Annotated in this window: 10 protein-coding genes; 6 read left to right on the top strand and 4 right to left on the bottom strand. The window is 63.3% G+C overall.

Annotation, left to right across the window (positions count from 1 at the left end; all coding sequences use genetic code 11):
- The first annotated feature begins 23 nt into the window (after nt 1-23).
- Nucleotides 24-461, top strand: coding sequence for an MbcA/ParS/Xre antitoxin family protein (locus tag KHO31_RS13175; protein WP_321207303.1), 438 nt, complete (start codon nt 24-26; stop codon nt 459-461).
- Nucleotides 458-1,159 carry an RES family NAD+ phosphorylase gene (locus tag KHO31_RS13170; RefSeq protein ID WP_201077851.1) on the top strand — a complete coding sequence of 234 codons (702 nt, stop codon included), beginning with the start codon at nt 458-460 and terminating at the stop codon, nt 1,157-1,159. The genes KHO31_RS13175 and KHO31_RS13170 overlap by 4 nt, the downstream gene beginning before the upstream one ends.
- A 7-nt stretch (nt 1,160-1,166) precedes the next feature.
- On the opposite strand, the gene KHO31_RS13165 is transcribed toward KHO31_RS13170, so the two are convergent.
- From KHO31_RS13165 to KHO31_RS13150, 4 genes are all read right to left on the bottom strand, one after another.
- Nucleotides 1,167-1,904: a metallophosphoesterase gene (locus KHO31_RS13165; protein ID WP_211623509.1), complete on the bottom strand. Its 738-nt coding sequence runs from the start codon at nt 1,902-1,904 to the stop codon at nt 1,167-1,169.
- Nucleotides 1,905-2,052: 148 nt separating this feature from the next.
- Complete coding sequence (locus tag KHO31_RS13160) at nt 2,053-3,480, bottom strand: cytochrome c (protein ID WP_201085196.1); 1,428 nt, start codon at nt 3,478-3,480, stop codon at nt 2,053-2,055.
- A gap of 20 nt (nt 3,481-3,500) precedes the next feature.
- Nucleotides 3,501-5,102 (bottom strand): GMC family oxidoreductase, encoded by a 1,602-nt coding sequence (locus KHO31_RS13155; protein ID WP_201077845.1) that lies wholly within the window; start codon nt 5,100-5,102, stop codon nt 3,501-3,503.
- A 117-nt stretch (nt 5,103-5,219) separates the two neighbouring features.
- Nucleotides 5,220-5,867, bottom strand: a complete 648-nt coding sequence (locus tag KHO31_RS13150) for a sugar dehydrogenase complex small subunit (RefSeq protein WP_211623507.1) — start codon at nt 5,865-5,867, stop codon at nt 5,220-5,222.
- A 365-nt stretch (nt 5,868-6,232) separates the two neighbouring features.
- Here KHO31_RS13150 and KHO31_RS13145 point away from each other — a divergent pair, with 365 nt between their 5' ends.
- The 4 genes from KHO31_RS13145 (at nt 6,233) to glgB (ending at nt 16,465) form a co-directional block, all read left to right on the top strand.
- Complete coding sequence (locus tag KHO31_RS13145; protein ID WP_201077841.1) at nt 6,233-6,895, top strand: DUF1345 domain-containing protein; 663 nt, start codon at nt 6,233-6,235, stop codon at nt 6,893-6,895.
- A gap of 465 nt (nt 6,896-7,360) precedes the next feature.
- Nucleotides 7,361-10,804, top strand: a complete 3,444-nt coding sequence (locus tag KHO31_RS13140; protein WP_211623505.1) for a maltotransferase domain-containing protein — start codon at nt 7,361-7,363, stop codon at nt 10,802-10,804.
- Complete coding sequence (gene treS, locus KHO31_RS13135; protein ID WP_211623503.1) at nt 10,801-14,262, top strand: maltose alpha-D-glucosyltransferase; 3,462 nt, start codon at nt 10,801-10,803, stop codon at nt 14,260-14,262. Before KHO31_RS13140 ends, treS begins: the two co-directional genes overlap by 4 nt.
- Nucleotides 14,255-16,465 carry a 1,4-alpha-glucan branching protein GlgB gene (glgB, locus tag KHO31_RS13130; RefSeq protein ID WP_201122292.1) on the top strand — a complete coding sequence of 737 codons (2,211 nt, stop codon included), beginning with the start codon at nt 14,255-14,257 and terminating at the stop codon, nt 16,463-16,465. Before treS ends, glgB begins: the two co-directional genes overlap by 8 nt.
- Nucleotides 16,466-16,507 lie beyond the last annotated feature (42 nt).

Raw genomic sequence — 16,507 nt, 5'->3', positions numbered from 1 at the left:
TACAGATAAGGACTTGTCCACTCATGGCTCACGCTGCTCGCGTCACCCAGCCCGAACCGCCGATCCGCCGGCCGGTGTCGGAGCCCACGCTCACGGAAATGTCGGCGGCGGGTCTGCGCGCGTTCTTCAACATCGCGCGAGACTGGGATTTGGGCGCAGAAGAGCAGATCGTATTGCTCGGTTCGCCGGGCCGCTCCACCTACTTCAAATGGAAATCCGCACCCGAGACAGCACGTCTGGGGCGCGACACGCTGGAACGCCTCTCGCTGCTGCTCGGCATCTATAAGGCGCTGCAAATCCTGCTGCCGCAGCCCAGCGCCGCCGACACCTGGATCAAACGCCCCAACAGCGCACCACCATTCGGCGGCCGCCGCGCGCTAGACCGCATGCTGGCCGGCAATATCAGCGATCTCGTAGCCGTGCGCCAGTATCTCGACGCGATGCGAGGCGGCTGGGCGTGACAGAACCGCATTGGCAGGACCGCTGGCGCACCGCGCCGCTCGACTGGTCGCCCGCGTATCGCGTGATTCCGACGCGATTTCCGGCCGTCAATCTGTTCGACCGGGTTGCATCGCCGGAAGATTTCGACGCCCTCTACGCGCTCGAAGCGATGACCAACGACCGCTTGCGAACCGAAGTCGGCGAGCTCGATCTCGTGCCACGTGACGAGCGCCGTTTCGGCCCGGGATACGGACCGATCATGGCCGCGTTGACGCACCTGAATCCGCTCGGCAGCCGCTTCTCCAACGGCACGTATGGCGTGTTCTATTGCGCCCGCTCGCGTGCCACTGCGATCGCGGAGACGCGCTACCACACGGGGAAATTTCTGGAGGCGACTGCCGAGCCGCCCATGCGGCAGCAGATGCGGCTCTACACCGTTGTGGCGCAAGGCAACGTGGTCGATATCCGAGGCGACGTCTCGCTCGATCTCGCGGTGCTGTCACCCGACGACTATGGCGCCGGACAATCGCTCGGCCGTGCCGTGCGCGAGGCTGGTGCGCCGGGCATCGTGTATCCGTCGGTGCGGGGTGACGAAGGCGAGTGCCTCGCCGCGTTCAGAACGACGCTGCTGCGCGATTGCCATCACGCGGCGTATCTGGAATACAACTGGAATGGCACGAGCATCGATATGGTGTTCGAACTCAATCAGGTAGGCTAAGAAACCATCAAGGCAAGGCCAACTCCGCCGCCCCGCTCTCCCGCGCCTCCTCAACCGAGATCGACCAGCGCCGCAATGCTTGAGGCGCCACAATTGTCAGCTTGCCACCGGGCCCGAATGCGCCGGTGTCGATGAAAATCTGTGAGCCGATCTGGTGAATATCGCGCATCGGCGTATGTCCGCAATAGGTCAGCGAGAGGCCACGCTGCCGCAGCGGGTCGCCATTACCCAAGGCCAGATCGCGCCCCCACAGCAATTGCTGGCGCGTTTCAGCGGAAAAATTCCCGGCGTCGAGTTCGGCGTCCGTGCCGAAGAATTCGGCATGCAGAATATTGAAGCGCTCCTTGCCGCTGCCCACCACGCGTACGAGCGGCAGTGTCCGCAGCTGTTCGGCGTAGTGCTGCAAGCGTTCGTCGGTCAAATTCTCCGCCCATGTGCCGCCGATGCCATACCACCACTGGCGCCGCATACGCCCGTCGGCGACGGCACACAGGGTGTCTTCGTGATTGCCGAGCACCGCGTAAAACCACGGCTTTTCGAGCAAGGTCAAAGCCTGCTCGGAATGTTCGCCGCGGTCGACCAGGTCGCCGACCGAAAAGAGCCGGTCACGCGCCGGATCGAACGCGATGTCGCGCAGCAGATAGCGCAGCGCATCGACGCAGCCATGCAAATCGCCCACGACAAAGTCGCGGCCGCTCCGATTGGCCGGATGATGCTGAACGGAATTGATGAGGACGGAAGCCATCCGCTCATGATAGTGCTGCAGCCGCAAGTGTGTATGCGCGTTCCCTCTCTTTTCCTGGCGTCTCGCTTCGCGGAAATGCTGTAGAAATGACGCGAAAACGGCGCATTTCCGGCAGGACTTACCGGTAAATGCGCCGTCAGCGCAGTCGTTATTGCTGTACGCGCAATTTGGCGACCTGATCCGCCGTCACGGTGGACTGCGGATTGCCGAACTGTTTGGTCACATAGTTGGTGATGGCGGCCACTTGATCGTCGGTAAGTTGGGTGCTGAACGCGGGCATCAGCACATCAGCCTGTTTCGTCGTACGACTGACGCCGTGCAGGATCACCATCGCCAGATTATTGGCGTCGCTCGCGCCGACCGCCGAGTTGTGGATCAGCGACGGATATGCACCCGGCGCGCTTGCACCGACACCCTGGCCGGTCCAGTTATGACACGTCGCGCAATTGGCGATGAACAGTTGCGCACCGTTCACCGCATTGATCGTGGTGCCGCGCAACGCGGTCACGTCGTCGACGGCGGGATTGCCCCACTGGTCACGCGGACGCGATTCTCCGCCGTTGATCGGCGGCACCGAGCGCAGGTACGTGACGATCGAGCCGATGTCCTCGTGCGTCAGATACTGCGTGCTGTCGGTCACCACTTCGGCCATCGGGCCCGCCGCATTGGCGCGGCCCGGCGCTGCGCCGGTCGACAGATACGCTGCCAGTTCGTCATCGCTCCAGTTGCCCACGCCGCTGTTCTTGTCCGGCGTGATGTTGTACGCATGCCAGCCTGCCTGGATCGCGCCGGAGAAGCGCGAACTCGTCTTCAAGCCCTGCGTGAAATTACGCGGCGTATGGCATTCCTCGCAATGCGCGAGACCTTGGACCAGATACGCGCCGCGATTCCACTCGGCGCTCTGCTTCGGATCGGGGACGAAGCGGCCTTCGTCGAAATTGAACAGGTTCCAGAACACCATCAGCCAGCGCAGATTGAAGGGGAATTTCAGGCTATTGCTCGGCGGCGCGTAGTGGATCGGCGTCAGCGTGTTCAGATACGCGCGAATTGCCAGCACGTCCTGATCGGTCACCTTGGTGTATTCCGCGTACGGGAAAGCCGGATACAGCCGCTCGCCGCTCTTGCCGACGCCTTCATGCATCGCGCGCAGAAAATCGGCGTCGCTCCATTGGCCGATGCCGGTGTCGGGATCGGGCGTGATGTTCGGCGTCACGATCGTGCCGAACGGCGTGTTGATCGGCAGGCCGCCCGCGAACGGGCGTGTTTTGTCGGCCGTGTGGCACGCGACGCAGTCGCCGGCGCGCGCCAGGTATTCACCGCGTTTCACGAGATCGCTGCTGGCCACCGCAGTCGGCGTGGCCGCGGCATCGGCCGGTTGCGAGGCGTCGTCCGCGTGGGCCTGCGTGATCGGCAGCTCGTCGTTATGCCGCGCACCAGGCCCATGCGCTTCGTGCCAGGCGACATACAGCGCGGACAGCGAAAACACGGCCGCCAGCGTCGCCACCCCGAAACGGCGACGACGCGTACTATGAACAAGCGCATCGGCCGGCTGCACGCGAGAGGTGTTTTTCGTCATTGTGGCTCTCCGTTCAGGGCTCAGATTTCACGCTTGAGCTTGTCGGCCAGTTTCAGCGACAAGGCTGCGATCGTCAGCGTGCAATTCACGGAGGCAGCAGTCGGCATCACGCCGCTGCTCGCGATGAACAGATTCGAGTGATCGTGCGTCCGGCAGTCCGCGTCGACGACCGAATCCCCTGGATCGCTGCCCATGATGGTGGTACCCATGATGTGATTGTTCGGCGCGAAAGTGTCGTCGAACGAAACCTCGGCGCCGCCGAACAGCGAGGCGATCTGCGCATACAGTTCATGCGTGTTCGCCGCGCTCTTCTTCACGTAGTCGTTGATCGAGTAGTAAATCTCGGGCTGCGGAATGCCGAGCGCATCCTTATGATCTGCCGAAGGCACTATGCGATTCTGCGGCTCCGCCAGATGCTCGTGAAAGCTGTTGATGTTCAGCGTGCGCGCGGCGCGGTCGCGGATCTGCCGGTCGAGCTCGGCGCCGGTGAGGCCTTTTTTCAGCAGATCGGCGGTCACGCCCATGGTCGGCACACCATTCGACAGATGCAGCTTCTTCGCCGCGTAGTCGGAGCGGAACGCGCCGTCGCGGAAGTTGACGATCGAGGTCATCTCCATCGGCCCGCGTCCGGGCCACAGCGGTTCGTTGGCGAGGAAGGTGACACCCGTGCCCGGATGGTCCATCAGGTTACGGCCCACCTGGTCGGAGCTGTTGCCAACGCCGTGCGGGAATTTATCGGTGGTCGACATCAGCATCAGCTTCGGCGTTTCGATGCCGTTCGCGGCAAGCACGAACAGCTTGCCGGTCACGCGTGTGCTGTTGCCATTCGGGTCCTTGTAGTGGACTGCCGTGATGAGCCCTTTGTTGTCCGCCTCGACGCGGTACACGACCGCCTCGGGAATCAGCTTCGCGCCGGCCTGTTCGGCCTTCTCCGCATGCACCACGCCGTTGTACATCGCCGCGATCGGGCAGATCGGCATGCAGTTGTTGTTGCCGCAGCAGGTGGGTCGCGCATCGTACGGACGGCTGTTACGCGCGACCGGCTCGGGCACCACCTTGAAGCCCTGTGCGTTGAGCACGTCGCTAAAGCGCTGATCCATATACGACAGCGGCAACGCGCTCATCGGATAAGGCTTGGAGCGCGGCGAACCGAGATCGATCGTGCTGTCCGGCCCGGAGACGCCCAATTGCGTTTCAGCCGCCAAATACCAAGGCTCCAGCGTTTCATACGGATAGGGCCAATCACGTCCCACGCCATATAGCTTGTGCAACTGGAAGTCCGACGGCAACAGCCGCCACGCAGCGGCCGCCCAGTGCCACGTCGTGCCACCGACCAGCCGTACGTACTGTGAGTTGTACGGATAGTCGCCCTTCTGGATCAGGTAATTGTTGGCGGGTGCGTACTCGGGATGAGGCGCGTATGGCGTCGACGGATAGGGTGTAGCGAAGTCGGATTTGACCGGCGAGTTGCGGAAGTTCTCGACGATCTGCCAGCGCGGAATGCGCGGCCCGGCTTCGAGCAGAATCACCGATGCGCCAGCCAGCGCCATCTGGTGTGCAACCAGCCCACCTGCCACGCCCGACCCGACCACGACGATGTCGGCGGAATTTGAGTTTGCCATTGTTGCCCTCTTCTCTTCTACTGGCTTATCGTTGCTTGCTGTTCTCGCACGCCGGCGTTTCGTCGAACGACTCAATCAGGCGATACGCCGATGCGGCACGCGCGAGAGCAACGTCGTTCAGGCGCTCACCGGCTTCTGCGTCCAGTAGAACGGCACATCGCGGCAATAGGACGGAATCGTCAGCACGTCCTTGACCGGCTCGAACATCAGCGCCTTTTCATAGGCGACCACGTCCACATGCGGCATGTCGCCCACGAGACCGAGATACCACGCGCGCATGATCGCGCTCACGGATTTCGCGAGCGCCGGCTGGTCGGCCTGCAATGCCTGCGTGACAGTATCGGACGGCACGCCGCCATGGGCTTGCAGCCACGTGTTGAGTGCGGCGATGTTCTGGGAGAACTGACTGTCGGATTTGGCAAGGGCGTCATAGACGCGCTTGCCGAGCACGGTGTCGAAGCCCGTGTGGCCGGTGAGACGCTGCGAGAGCGCGAGGAAGGCGTCCAGTCCGCCGCCGGCGGGCGCATCGGCGAACGCCGGGGCGATCCACGAGAGCGAGCGGCCCGCGCTGGCAAACGCAAGCGCGGCGGCGGTGGCGCACGCGCCCAGCACCCATGCTCTGCGCGAGGCCGAAAACGAAAACGAACGCGAGACTCGAAGCGAAGGCGACTGCGAAAACCGCAGCGAAGACGACGTTGACGATGAAAACCCAGCCGAATGCGTCACTTCGTGGTGCGCATCTTTATTCTCAGGAACATCTGTCATGGGGGCTCCAGATGGTGAGTCGATCGTGAGTCATTCTCAACGGGCAACGCGGCCGTGATGTGATACCGCCCGCGCGTTACGTTGATTCTCTACCCCAAACCTGGTCTGGCGCCGCTTAAGCGGTCTTGTGTGGCTGCATGATGCCGATGCGAACCGCATTACGTTGTGCTGATGACAACCTTGTGAAACAGCGTCACTCCGCGGCGCGCAAGGCCAAATGCGCGCCACCTGCCAATCGCCTTTCAACTGAAAGTGGCACGCAAGGCCTCTGCGAAAGACTATAGCTTGTGATTCGCCCATTCGACAAATGGCACCTGAAGCGCGAGTAGAATCCGCGACACAGACGGCCCTTCACCCTTGACTCCATGCTCAAAAATTATTTTCCGCAGGTTCTCCGCAATCGACCACGCATGCTGATCGGCCTCGCCGTCGGTGTCGTAGCCGCGCTGGTGCTCCCCGGACACACACGCCCCATGGTGCGCGGGTTGGTCGGCTGGGACGCCGCCGTATGGACCTATCTCGTGCTGATCTGGATTCACATGGCCTTCGCGGACGAAGGCCGGGTCCGTGAATCTGCTCGACGCGACGATGAAAACGCCGGTGTGGTGCTGTTCGTCATCTGCGTCGCGACGATCGCCAGCATTGCCGCGATCGTGCTCGAACTGGCCTCCGCGAAGGGCACGGCCGGCGCCTCGACTGCGTGGCACTACGTGTTGACCGGCCTGACGATGATCGGCGCATGGTTCATGATCCCGACCATTTTCACGTCGCACTATGCGCGGATTTACTACGACGCGGATGCAACGGAGACCGCCCTGCTGTTTCCCGACCACAAGCTTCAGCCGGACTACTGGGACTTCCTGTACTTCTCGTTCACCATCGCCGTAGCCTCGCAAACCTCGGACGTCGTACTGCGCTCCCGCACGATTCGCCGCGCCGCGCTCGCTCAATCGATTCTGTCGTTCTACTTCAACGTCGCCGTGCTCGGCTTGTGCGTGAACATAGCAGCGGGCCTTGTCGGCTCTTGACCCGCCCTTCTTCACTGACAGTCTTTTCCCTCGCAATGCTTGCCCCGCCGGCCGCCGCTTCGCCTTTTGCGGCCCCGACACACGTCTCGCTTCACTCCGTGTAAAACCCAGGCGACGCCCGTCCGTTTTACACGTGGGCGCTCCGCCACCGCGCCTGCCGCTCTTCAGACCATTCGTCGCGCCGCCCCTTGGGCGCGCGCTTTCCCACCTTTCCGCTTCCGTCCAGAACGCACTGGCACAACGTTTGCTGCGTCTTGCGAATAGTTCTGGCCAGCCCCGGGTGAGCGCCGTCTGGCGTCAAATCACCCGCTACTGGCCAGCGGCGTGACGATCTTTGCACTACATTGACCAGTACGCGCCCTCGCTTTACGCATCGCGCGGTATCCGGCTCTGGAAGCCCAATGAGCGCTGTGATCGCATGTAAATTGCATCCACACCGCAGCAGGACGAATCTGGAAACGACCGATGGAATCTCCAAACGGGTACGCGCCGCGGATTTACTTTTTCCATTCACTTCTCGTCGGGCCGCTCGATGCATGGCCCTCGCAGTTCGCTCACGCAGCCGGACTGGGCTTCGATCACGCACTGATCGGCGGCATCTTCGAGCCGGGCCGGGCGGGTCACGGACAGGTGGTCGGCAACCACGGCCGGCTGCATCCGGTGTTCGAGACTCAGCAACCGGCCACGGAGGCGATTCGCACGCTTACTCACGCCGCCCGCCAGCATGGCTTGATCTTGCTGGTCGACCTGGTGATCGACCGGATGGCTGCCGATGGCGTGCTGTACGCCGAACATCCCGGCTGGTTCCACTCATTCGAGTCTGACGAGGCGCGGCTCGATCCACGCCACGTGCATCACGAGGACAACGTCGCGTATGCCAACTTCAACGATGCAGCCAGCAGCACACCGCTAGTCAACTGGTGGACGCAGCAATTGCTGGCGCTGGCCGAGGCGGGGGTTGGCGGCTTCCGGTTCGATTCGCCGCATCGCGTGCCGGCCGCAGTTTGGCGGCAACTCGGCGACGCGGTTCGCCCAAAGCATCCTGACGTGCGTTTCCTTGCCGCGACGCCGGGTCTCGCCCGGAGCGATCTGCTCGGCCTCGAAGGCGCGGGCTTCGACAGCGTGTTCTCGTCGGTGCGCTGGTGGGACTTCCGCGCCAGCTGGATGGTGGAAGAGCATGCCGCCCTCGCGCGCATCGCCCCACCCATCGCCTTTCCCGAAGCGCCTTACGGCACCCGCCTCGCCGCCGATCTCGGCGATGCGCACGACGCCGCCATCGTCGAACGGGCCTACCGGCGTGCGTTGTTCGCGTCGGCCTCGACCGGCACCGGCTGGATGATGCCGATGGGCTTCGAATACGGCATCGCCGAGCCGATGTCGCAGACACGCGGCGACGCTTCGCAGTTTGCGCTGGCCTGTCAATCGAAGCCTTTCGATCTTTCGGAACGGATCAGCCATGCGAACGAGGTGGCGCGCCATACGAAGACGCTGCACGCCAATGGCGAATTGCGCCCGCTGAGCGGTCCCGGCGCGCCTGCAGCCGTCTTGCTGCGTGCCGACACACCCGATCTGCGCAACGCTGCCGAAGCGGTCCTGATCGTCATCAATCCGGACCTCGGCGCGCCTGTGCGCGTCGACCCCGCGCGCTTCCTCCCGGGCGTGCCGGGCAACTTCACCCGCTTCGCCCCGCTCGACGCGCCTGGGCAAGCCACGCCCGCCGCATTGACGCCGTTCACGCTCGCACCCGGCGCAGTGCGCCTGTTCCGCGCGGTAGCCGACAATCCGGTCCGCCTCGCGCCGCCCATCGACAAAGCGAACAGCAAGCGCAGCGGCCACAAAACCGTCCTCGAAGCGATCAACGCGCCGCGCGTGGCGATCGAGAGCGTAGCGCCCTCGGTCGACGATGGACGCTTCCCCGCCAAGCGTTCAGTGGGCGAACGCGCCGAAATCACCGCCGCGATCTTCGCGGAAGGTCACGACAAGATTGCCGCCGCCGTTATCTGGCGCGCCGCCGACGAAACGGCCTGGCACGAAGTACCGATGAGCCCGGCACAGCCGGCCGGCCTCGATATCTGGAAAGCACGCATCCCGCTGGAGCGTCTCGGCCGTCACGAATTCACGGTCATCGCATGGCGCGACGATTTTGCGTCGCTGGTCGAGCATATCCAGAAGAAGCTGAAGGCAGGCCAAACCGTCGAGCTCGAACTCGACGAAGCCACGCATCTGTTCGCGCTGGTGCTCGCCGAAGTGGAAACCGCAGAAGGCGCGGTGACCGAGCCGCTCGAACAGATCGTCAAGCTCTTCACCAAGGCCGACCCCGAGGCCAAGCTCGCGCTGCTGCTCGAACCGGCCACCGCGAAAGCGATGACCGCCGCGCGCCACCGGCCGTTCCTGAGCCGCGATCCGATCGTCTACAAGATCGATGCCGACCGGACCGCCGCGCGCTTTGCCAGCTGGTACGAGATCTTCCCGCGCTCGATGAGCGACGACGAATCGCGCCACGGCACTTTCGCTGACGTCATCACGAAACTGCCGCGCATCCGCGACATGGGTTTCGACGTGCTGTACTTCCCGCCGATCCACCCGATCGGCATCGCGAACCGCAAAGGCCGCAACAACACGCTGAACGCGCAACCGGGGGACGTAGGCAGCCCCTATGCGATCGGCGGGACCGAAGGTGGCCACACCGCTGTGCATCCCGAACTCGGCACGCTCGACGACTTCAAGCAGATGCTGGCCGCCGCGCACGCGCACGGCCTCGAAATCGCGCTCGACTTCGCGATCCAGTGCTCGCCGGATCACCCCTGGCTGAAGGAGCATCCGACGTGGTTCGCCTGGCGGCCCGACGGCACGCTGCGTTACGCGGAAAACCCGCCGAAGAAGTACCAGGACATCGTCAATCCCGACTTCTATGCGCACGACGCCAAGCCCGGTCTATGGCTCGCGCTGCGCGACGTCTTCCTGTTCTGGATCGAGGCGGGTGTGCACATTTTCCGGGTCGACAATCCCCACACCAAACCGCTGCCGTTCTGGGAATGGGTAATCGCCGACGTGCGCTCGCGCTATCCCGACACGATCTTTCTCGCCGAAGCCTTCACCCGGCCGCGCATGATGAACCGGCTCGGGAAGATCGGCTTCTCGCAGTCGTACACGTATTTCACGTGGCGTGAGTCCAAACGCGACTTCATCGAGTACATGACCGAACTCACGCAAACCAGCGCGCGTGATTTCTACCGGCCGAATTTCTTCGTCAATACGCCGGACATCAACCCGCGGCATTTGCAGTCTTCCGGACGTTCCGGCTTTCTGATTCGGGCCGCGTTGGCATCCACGCTCGCCGGATTGTGGGGCGTGTATAGCGGTTTCGAATTGTGCGAAGCCGCCGCGCTGCCGAACAGCGAGGAATATCTGGATTCCGAGAAGTATCAGCTGCGCGCGTGGGACTGGAACCGGCCCGGCAACATTGTCGGCGAGATCAGTGCGTTGAACCGGATTCGCAGCACGAACCCGGCGCTGCAAACGCATCTGGGCCTCACGTTCCTCCCCGCGCACAATGACAACATCCTGTTCTTCGAAAAAGCGACGCAGGCACGCGACAACGTGATCCTGGTGGCAATCAATCTCGACCCATTCAACGAACAGGGCGCAGACATTGAATTGTCGTGGGACACTTTCCAGCACTGGAATCTGCACGACCATGGCGCGCTGGAAGTGACCGATCAGATGACCGGCGCACGCTTCGAATGGCACGGCCGCTCGCAACACGTCCGGCTCGGTTCTGGCCAGCCGTTTTCGATCTGGCGCATCGCGCCGCTCGGCGGCCTGCCCGCCGAGCGCCCGGATGATGCCGACAGCGACTATCACGCAGACAACGCTGGCAACCCAACCCCAACGGAAGGTGCGACATGAAGCGTGACGATTCAGCCCAAAGCACGTCGCAAACCCATGCGAGCGCGGCCACCGACAGTGCGGCCAAGGCGCGCTCGCATCGGCGCGGCAAGCCCGCGGCCCTGAGCGACGATCCACTCTGGTACAAAGACGCGATCATTTATCAGGTGCACATCAAGTCGTTCTTTGACGCAAACAACGACGGCGTGGGCGATTTTCCCGGCTTGATCGCGAAGCTCGATTACATCGCCGAGCTCGGTGTGAATGCGATCTGGCTGCTGCCGTTCTATCCGTCGCCGCGTCGCGACGACGGCTACGACATCGCCGATTACCGCAATGTGCATCCGGACTACGGCCAGCTTTCCGACGTGAAGCGCTTCATTCAGGAAGCGCACGCACGCGGCATCCGCGTGATTACGGAACTGGTGATCAACCACACGTCGGATCAGCACCCGTGGTTTCAGCGCGCCCGTCGCGCGAAGCCGGGGTCGAATCATCGCAACTACTATGTGTGGTCCGATACCGATCAGAAGTACCAGGAAACGCGCATCATCTTCATCGATTCGGAGCCGTCGAACTGGACGCACGATCCGGTCGCGGGCGCTTACTACTGGCATCGCTTCTATTCGCATCAGCCCGATCTGAACTTCGACAATCCGGCCGTGCTGAAGGAAGTGCTGCAAGTGATGCGCTTCTGGCTCGACATGGGCATTGACGGGCTGCGGCTCGACGCGGTGCCGTATCTGGTCGAACGCGAAGGCACCAACAACGAGAACCTGCCGGAAACGCATGCGGTACTGAAGAAGATCCGCGCGACCATCGACGCCGAGTATCCGAACCGCATGCTGCTCGCCGAAGCAAACCAGTGGCCGGAAGACGTGAAGGAATATTTCGGCGACGAAGACGAATGCCACATGGCGTTTCACTTCCCGCTGATGCCGCGCATCTATATGTCGATTGCGAGCGAGGATCGCTTCCCGATCACCGACATCATGCGGCAGACGCCGGACCTCGCGGAAACGAACCAATGGGCGATTTTCCTGCGCAATCACGATGAACTGACGCTGGAAATGGTCACGGATTCCGAGCGCGATTATCTGTGGAACACCTATGCGAGCGATCGGCGCGCGCGCCTGAACCTCGGCATTCGCCGCCGCCTCGCGCCGCTGATGGAGCGCGACCGCCGGCGCATCGAGCTGATCAATTCGCTGCTGCTGTCGATGCCCGGCACGCCCGTGATCTACTACGGCGACGAGCTCGGCATGGGCGACAACATTCACCTCGGCGATCGCGACGGCGTGCGCACGCCGATGCAATGGTCGTCGGATCGCAACGGCGGATTCTCGCGCGCGGATCCTGAGCAACTGGTGCTGCCGCCGGTGATGGGGTCGTTGTACGGCTTCGACGCCGTGAACGTCGAAGCGCAAAGCCGCGACCCGCATTCGCTGTTGAACTGGACCCGGCGCATGCTCGCCACGCGTCGCGCGAAACAAACCTTCGGACGCGGCACGATCCGCTTCCTGAAACCGGAAAACCGCAAGATCCTTGCGTATCTGCGCGAACTGCCAGGCGAGCCGCCGATATTGTGCGTAGCCAACCTGTCGCGCGCACCGCAAGCGGTCGAACTCGATCTATCGGAATTCAACGGCTCGGTGCCGATCGAAATGACCGCCGATTCCGTGTTCCCGGCAATCGGCCAGCTCACTTATCTGCTGACCTTCCCGCCGTACGGTTTCCTGTGGTTCATGCTGTGCCCGGGCGGCCAGCGTCCGACCTGGGCGCAGGCACATTCCGAGCCGCTACCCGAATTCGTTACGATCGTGATCCGCGAGGGCCAGGCCGGCCCGACGCCGGAAAACGTCCGCCTGCTCGAATCCGAAGTGCTGCCGTCATGGCTGAGCCGGCGCCGCTGGTTTGCATCGAAGGATCAGAAGATGCACGCCGTGCACCTTGCCGCATTGACCACGATCCCGAACGGCGGTTTCGCATTTACCGAGATCGAAGCGGACGTGGGCGATCACACCGAGCGCTACGTGGTGCCGATCGCAATCACGTGGGGCGGCGAAACCACTACACCGCTGTTCATGCAACTGGCGCTGGCGCGCGTGCGCCGCGGCCGCAACGTCGGCCATCTGACGGACGCGTTCGCGCTGCCGATCTTCGCGCATGGCGTGCTGCGCAAACTGCGCGAACGCGCGGTCATTCCGACCGTGCAGAAGAGCGAAATCAGGTTCATACCGACCGAGCGCTTCTCCGAACTCGACGATCTCGGCGAACGGCCTGAGATCCGCTGGCTGGCAGCCGAACAAAGCAACAGCTCGCTGATCATCGCCGATGCCGCGGTGCTCAAACTCGTGCGGCGTCTGGTAAGCGGCATTCATCCGGAAGCGGAAATCAGCCGCTATCTGACCCAGCTCGGCTACGCGAACACCGCGCCACTGTATGGTGAAGTGGTGCGCGTCGATCCCGAAGGCGTGCCCCATACGCTCGCTATCTTGCAAGGCTATATCGACAATCAGGGCGACGCCTGGAACTGGTCGCTCGACTACCTGCGCCGCTCGGTGGACGAACTCGCCATCGCCGTCGACACGGACGGGCAATCGCCGGATCGCGACAACGAAGCGATTCTCATGGAAGGCTACAGCGCGCTGGCCGGCACCATCGGTAAGCGGCTCGGCGAACTGCACATGGCGCTTGCGTCACCTTCCGACGACCCGGCATTCGCACCGGAACTCGCCAGCGCCGACCAGGTGAAGGCGTGGGTCGACGGCACGCAGTCCATGCTCGCCGGCGCGCTCGATCTGCTCGCCCCGCGCATCGAGCAGATGAGCGATCCGGACACGAAAGCGTTGGCGCAAAGCCTGATCGACCGCCGCGCCGCGTTGGTCGCCGCGGTCAGCAAGCTGGTGTCGGGCGATGCGGGCGCACTGCGCACTCGCATTCACGGCGACTTCCATCTGGGTCAGGTGCTGGTCGCGCAGGGCGACGCCTATCTGATCGACTTCGAAGGCGAGCCGGCGCGCACGCTCGAGGAGCGGCGTCAGAAGTCGAGCCCGTTGCGCGACGTGGCCGGCTTGATGCGCTCGCTCTCGTATGCGAGCGCAGCGGCGCAGTCCACGATGGAAAGCGCGCCGCAGCAAACTGCCGATCGCAAACGCGTGCTGTTCGACCGCTTCCGGGCCCACGCGACCGAAACGTTCCTGAAGGAGTACCGCGCCGCCGTCGCGGATTCGCCGACGCAACTGGTCGCGCCCGAAGCCGAACAATCCTTGCTCGATCTGTTCCTGATCGAGAAAGCCGCGTACGAAATCCGTTACGAAGCGGCCAACCGTCCGACGTGGCTCAGTTTGCCGGTACGCGGCCTCGCCGCGCTCACCAGCCGGTTGCTCGGCGACACCGGCCACTCGCAGCACGATCCATCAACCCAGGCGCCAGGCGCCGCCACACCGCCTACTCCGGCCGAGGGCGACTATGAGTGAGCACGATCCGGCCGCAGGCCTTCAACCGCTCGAAATCGACGCGCTCGTCGAAGCGCGTCACCCCGATCCTTTCTCGCAGCTCGGCATGCATCAGACGGATGCGGGTCCGGTGGTGCGCGCGCTGTTACCCAACGCCTCGCACGTCACGGTGATTTCACGCGCGGATGGCGCCACGCTCGGCGAGCTCAAGCAACTCAGGCCGGGGCTGTTTGCGGGGCGCGTCACGTCGGCGGCGCCCTATCGCTTGCGCATCGACTGGCACGGCACCGTGCAGGAAATCGAGGACACGTATTCGTTCGGCCCCGTTCTCGGCGACGAGCCGTTGGGCCGCCTCGCCGGTGGCGACCCGTACGCGGTGCTCGAATGCCTCGGCGCGCGCCCAATGGAAGTGGACGGCGTGCCGGGCGTGCGCTTCGCCGTATGGGCGCCGAACGCGCGGCGCGTGTCGGTGGTCGGCGACTTCAATTCGTGGGACGGTCGCCGTCATCCGATGCGGCTGCGTCATCAAGCCGGTGTATGGGAATTGTTCGTACCGCGCGTCGGTCCGGGCACGCGCTACAAATACGAGTTGCTGTCGCGCGACGGTCATCCGCTGCCGTTGAAAGCCGATCCGTGCGCGATGCAAACGGAAAAGCCGCCGGGCACTGCGTCAGTGGTCGCGCACGTCGACGAGATCGAACAGTTTGCATGGACCGATCACGATTGGATTCAGTCGCGCGCCGCCAAACAAACCCCTCGCTCGCCGATCTCGATCTACGAAGTACATGCCGAATCGTGGCTGCGCGTCGCCGAAGAAGGTCAGCGCGGGCTCACCTGGGAAGAACTCGCCGAGCGGCTGATTCCTTACGTGAAAAGCATGGGCTTCACGCACGTGGAGTTCATGCCGGTTGCCGAGCATCCGTTCGGCGGTTCGTGGGGCTATCAGCCGCTCGGACAGTTCGCGCCATCCGCACGCTTCGGCAAGCCTGAGCAATTCGCCCTGTTCGTCGACAAGGCGCACGAGGCCGGTCTCGGCGTGATTCTCGACTGGGTGCCGGCGCACTTTCCGAACGACGCGCATGGCCTGGTCGACTTCGACGGCACGCCGCTCTACGAGCACGCCGATCCGCGCGAAGGTTATCACCAGGACTGGAACACGATGATCTACAACCTCGGTCGCAACGAGGTGAGCGCGTTCCTGGTGGCATCGGGTCTCGCGTGGTTGAAGCGCTATCACGTCGACGGCCTGCGCGTGGATGCGGTCGCCTCGATGCTATATCGCGACTATTCGCGCGAGCCTGGTCAGTGGGTGCCGAATATCTACGGCGGGCGCGAAAACCTCGAATCGATCGCGTTTCTGAAGCGGCTGAATCATGAAGTCGGCTATGTGCCGGGCGTACCGGGCGCGATCACGATCGCCGAAGAATCGACCGCGTGGCCTGGCGTGACGGCGCGCATCGAAGACGGCGGCCTCGGTTTCCAGTTCAAGTGGAACATGGGCTGGATGCACGACACGCTCCATTACATGGAAGAGGACCCGGTCTACCGCCAATACCATCACCACATGATGACGTTCGGGATGGTGTACGCGTATTCCGAGCGTTTCGTGCTGCCGCTCTCGCATGACGAAGTCGTTCACGGCAAAGGCTCGCTGCTCGGCAAGATGCCCGGCGACAGATGGCAGAAGTTCGCCAATCTGCGCGCGTACTTCGGCTTCATGTGGACGCATCCGGGCAAGAAACTGCTGTTCATGGGCGGCGAATTCGGCCAGATGGCCGAGTTCGATCACGACACGTCGCCGCACTGGCATCTGCTCGACGATCCGAACCATCACGGCGTTCAGAAACTCGTGCGCGACCTCAACCATCTGTATAACGAGGAACCTGCGCTACATCGGCTCGACAGCGAGCCGGGCGGTTTCCAATGGCTGGTCGGCGACGACAACGGCAACAGCGTGTACGCCTACCGCCGCACTGATGGCGAAGGCCGCGAACTCGTCGTCGTGTGCAATATGACGCCGGTGCCGCGGATCGGATACCGGATCGGCATGACGCGCGGCGGCCGCTGGGTGGAAGTGCTGAATACGGATGCCGGCGTGTACGGTGGCTCGAACATGGGTAATGGCGGCCTGATTCATACCGACGAAATCTCGAACCACGGCTGGCCGCATTCCGCTGCGCTGACGCTGCCGCCTTTGGCGACGATCGTTTTGCGCGCGGATTGATGGATGTGTTGTAAGGCAAGCGCGCGGCCGCCAGGCCGCGCG

This window comes from Paraburkholderia domus (genome assembly GCF_905220705.1).
GTDB classification, from domain to species: Bacteria; Pseudomonadota; Gammaproteobacteria; order Burkholderiales; family Burkholderiaceae; genus Paraburkholderia; species Paraburkholderia domus.
The sequence above is the reverse complement of the archived record's forward strand: the minus strand, read 5'-3'. Positions and strand labels throughout refer to the sequence as shown.